The 3,586-nt window shown below is 67.2% G+C and carries 2 protein-coding genes and 1 pseudogene; 1 reads left to right on the top strand and 2 read right to left on the bottom strand.

Going from position 1 to position 3,586, the window contains the following annotated elements; all coding sequences use genetic code 11:
• A pseudogene (locus tag ACRDU5_RS16920) lies at positions 1-701 on the top strand (ABC transporter family substrate-binding protein); the annotation flags it as partial.
• Between the two features lie 75 nt (positions 702-776).
• On the opposite strand, the gene ACRDU5_RS16915 reads toward ACRDU5_RS16920, so the two are convergent.
• Complete coding sequence (locus ACRDU5_RS16915) at positions 777-1,898, bottom strand: hypothetical protein (RefSeq protein WP_526615810.1); 1,122 nt, start codon at positions 1,896-1,898, stop codon at positions 777-779.
• Between the two features lie 444 nt (positions 1,899-2,342).
• Positions 2,343-3,586 (bottom strand): chloride channel protein (locus ACRDU5_RS16910; RefSeq protein WP_526615809.1); only part of this gene is annotated, 1,244 nt, incomplete at its 5' end.

Raw genomic sequence — 3,586 nt, 5'->3', positions numbered from 1 at the left:
CGCCGGTGCCGGACAACAACCGCGGCCGGATCACCAAGGACGGTGTGCCGCTGTCGCTGGTGCTCGGTGTGGCGGCCAATGACCCGACATCGGTGGCGGTGGCCAATACCGCCGCCGACCAGTTGCGCAACGTCGGCATCGAGGCATCGGTGCTGGCGTTGGATCCGCCGGCGCTGTATTCCGAGGCGCTTACACAGAACCGGGTGGACGCAATCGTCGGCTGGCATCGCGCCGGGGGCGATCTCGCGACCGCGCTGGCCTCTCGCTACGGATGCCGGGCGCTGGAGGCCACCCCGGTGGCCACCGCCACCCCTGGCTCGCCGACACCGTCGCCCGCGCCGACTCGGACGCCGCGTACCCCAAACCCGCCGCCTGCGAACGCCACGACCACTCCGACGCAGACGACGAGAAGCCCTGCGCCGGAAGCCGATGAGCTCGTTCAGGCGCCGAGCAACCTCACCGGTATTTGTGATCGCAGCATCCAGCCGAAGATCGACGCGGCGCTGCGGGGCACCGAGAACATCGGCGAGGTGATCAACGCCGTCGAGCCCCGGCTGTGGAACATGTCCACCGTGCTGCCGATCCTGCAGGACACCACGATCGTCGCGGCCGGCCCGCGCGTGCAGAACGTCAGCTTGTCCGGCGCCGTCCCGGTCGGCATCGTCGCCGACGCCGCCAAGTGGGTCAAGGAGCCACAATAGGTTGCACAGAGATCGGCCCCCTCCGGGTGCGAGGGGGCCGATCGTTTTGCTAGGCGTCAGCTGTGACTCTTCGGCCTAGCTGCCGGTGGCGGCGTCGACCTCCCCGTCGACTCCGTCGTCGGCATTTTGAGCGGCGGGACCGGGGTTCCGCGGGGGAAGCCCCAACGCCGTCCGCACCCCGTCACGCACAGCCTTGAGGGTGTCCGTGACGGGCTTGACCGCGCCCAGAACCGGCCTGGGCCTATTCGGGCGCGTGACTTCCGCCCGGGCGGCAGTGGTGGTGTCATCACCGGCGATAACGGGGGTCGCGAGGACCTCGTTGTCACCGGCACCGCTGGCCCGAACGACTTCCCGCTCCGGCGAGCGCCCTGTCAAGGTGCGCTCGAAATCACGCTGTGCCGTTTGGATGCCTTCCTCGACCACGCCACCAGCTCTGGTGAGGCCGTCGCTGATGGTGACCGGCGCCCTTGCGATCGCCTGCGGGAGGGTGAGTCTGGGTCGCTCGAGGGCGGCCACCCTCTCCGTCTCGTCGGGCCGCGGGGGCGCAGGGATGGCCGCCTCCGCGATGTCGGTGATCGCCGTGACGACTGCTCCTGTCACGATGAGGGTGGCCTGTGCGGCCGTCCCGAGGAGACCGGCACCGGCAACACCCACCGCGAGTGGCAACCGAACCACCAGTTCGACGGACCCGGTGCCAATCGGACCCGGTGCGGGCTCCACCGCGGCCGCGAACTTCGGTGCCGGGCCCACATCACCGCCGAGGAGACCGAGTTGGGCCAGGATGGCCTCGCTGAGAGCCTCGATCAGACGGGTCGAACCGTTCTCCAGTGCACTGACCATTCCGCCGGCAGCGGTGGCGGCGCCGCCCGGCAGCGCTTCTACACCGCCCACGTCGAGGGCACGGGCGAGTGTCCTCGGAACGGCCAAGACACTGAACGTGACGTCGTCGGCGGAGCGCGCGAGTGCTTCGCCGATTGATATGGCGCCGGTGATCTGTGTCTGTATCACTCGCACAACGAGCGGTTCCCGCGGCTCGGCGATCGCCGGTGCGGCGACCTCCGCCACGACGCCCGCTGTGCCGGCATCGAAAGCTTCGAACCGATCCGGCGCCGGCGCCGGCACGATACAGAATGCCGACAGCAGTGCTATGAACTGTTCGAACAGTTGTGTGAAGAATCCACCAGGATTCGGATTCATGTTGACCCCCTAAAGCAGTCGGGGTGTGTACTGACGCCTTGAAGTTACGCCTGTATATGAGCCGATAATGGCTTTTGGCAAAAATTATCGTATGCGTAAGACAGCCCCTTCAATAAGAATGCCGCAACCTTTGCCAAGGCAAGTAGCTGGCACAACATACAGGCAGCGCACTCTTGCAATCCCGACAGCGAAGCGTCATGCAGTTCTTCAGCTATGGGAGTGGCCGGTATTTAGGTGTAGCTCAGCTACTACTTAACAAACGCAATTAGCTATAATTGACGTTGGCTGGATAAGCCGCGTTATGTGGCTCTTTTTCCATCGCTGCGGGATTTGCCATCGGCACCCTCAGGCCGCCATCTACTTTGACCGCTGACCGAGCTTTGGAATGGCAAAGGCATTCGCCAAACGAAGGCTTTGCCCAGGTGGCTGGCGGCGACTATGCCCCTACTTGTTAGCTGGCTCCGTCGCGGCACCCCTGGCGGCGTGGCGGCGTTCGGCGAGCACCCGCAGCCCATGCGCGGCGAGAGCGGCGACCAGAAACGGCGCGAGTATCCACCACGGCGGGTGGGCCAGTTCCCAGACGAAGATCGCGGCCCACACCGGCGCTCGCTGGGTGATCGCGAGAACACCGGCGGCACACGTGAGCGATACCGCGGGGACGCTGACGCTGTGTTCGGTCCAGGTGTTGATCGACAGCGCCACAACCGAGCCCATCGCCGCACCGGTGGCCAGCGCGGGGGTGAGCATGCCGCCGACCGCGCCAGCGCGCAGGTACACCGCGGTGAGAAGGGGCTTCAGGAACAGGATCACTACGGCGGCGCCCAGTGTCAGGCCGCTGTTGAGGCTCACCGTCAGGATGCTCTTGCCATTGCCGGGCAACTCTGGCCACCACACCGAGCAGATGCCGATGATCAGTCCCGCGGCGGCGATCGCCGGGATCAACAGCCAGGACTTCATCGTTGTGCCCGGCCGTGCGCGCGCCATGACGTGGTTGAATGCCAACCCGACGCCGAAGGCCACTGGCGCCAGGACGAGCGCGAAAGCCGTTAGCAGATAAGACAATTGCGGATCGGGCCAGTCCAGTGCTGGACGCTCGTGTGTGACCGGCGAGGCGACGGCGACGGCGAGGCTGGAGGTGATCAGGGCGGTGCCGAGCACTCGGGGGTGCCACGTCTTGAGCATGATGCGGGTGGCGAACAAGGCACCGCCCACCGGCACGCTGTAGACCGCCGCCAAACCGGCCCCCGCCGCGCAGGAGAGCAGGATCTCTCGGTCGCGCGCGGTGAGCGCCCATCGCGAGGTACCGACATCGCCGAGGGCGACGGCGAATTGGCGTGGCGCACCCTCGCGACCCAGAGACGCGCCCGAGCCGACGATGAGCACCTGCAGTGCAGCGTCGATCGTCAACGGCAGGTGGGGGACGCGCCGATGGGTGGCGATGGTGTCGGCCAGTGGCGGCACCTCGGTACGGCGGCGCAGCATCCACCAGCCGAACCCGGCCAGCGCGCCGCCGATCATCGGGCCCACCGCGCGTCGCACCGGGCTGCTGCCGGTGACGCCGGCCAGCAGGGTGCCGAAGGAGTAGTGGTAGGTCAGGTGCTCGACCGCGCGCAGCAGCAGCGTCGTGCACAGACCCGCCACCCCGGCGAGGAGTCCGGCGAGGACGATCCCGCAACCGAACTCAAGGG

This window comes from Mycobacterium sp. (genome assembly GCF_050701515.1).
Classification (GTDB): Bacteria; Actinomycetota; Actinomycetes; order Mycobacteriales; family Mycobacteriaceae; genus Mycobacterium.
The sequence above is the reverse complement of the archived record's forward strand: the minus strand, read 5'-3'. Positions and strand labels throughout refer to the sequence as shown.

What these genes read in the sequence shown, in the direction of transcription:
- ACRDU5_RS16915 (WP_526615810.1), bottom strand. Translation starts at nt 1,898, where the DNA reads ATGAATCCGAATCCTGGTGGATTCTTCACACAACTGTTCGAACAGTTC.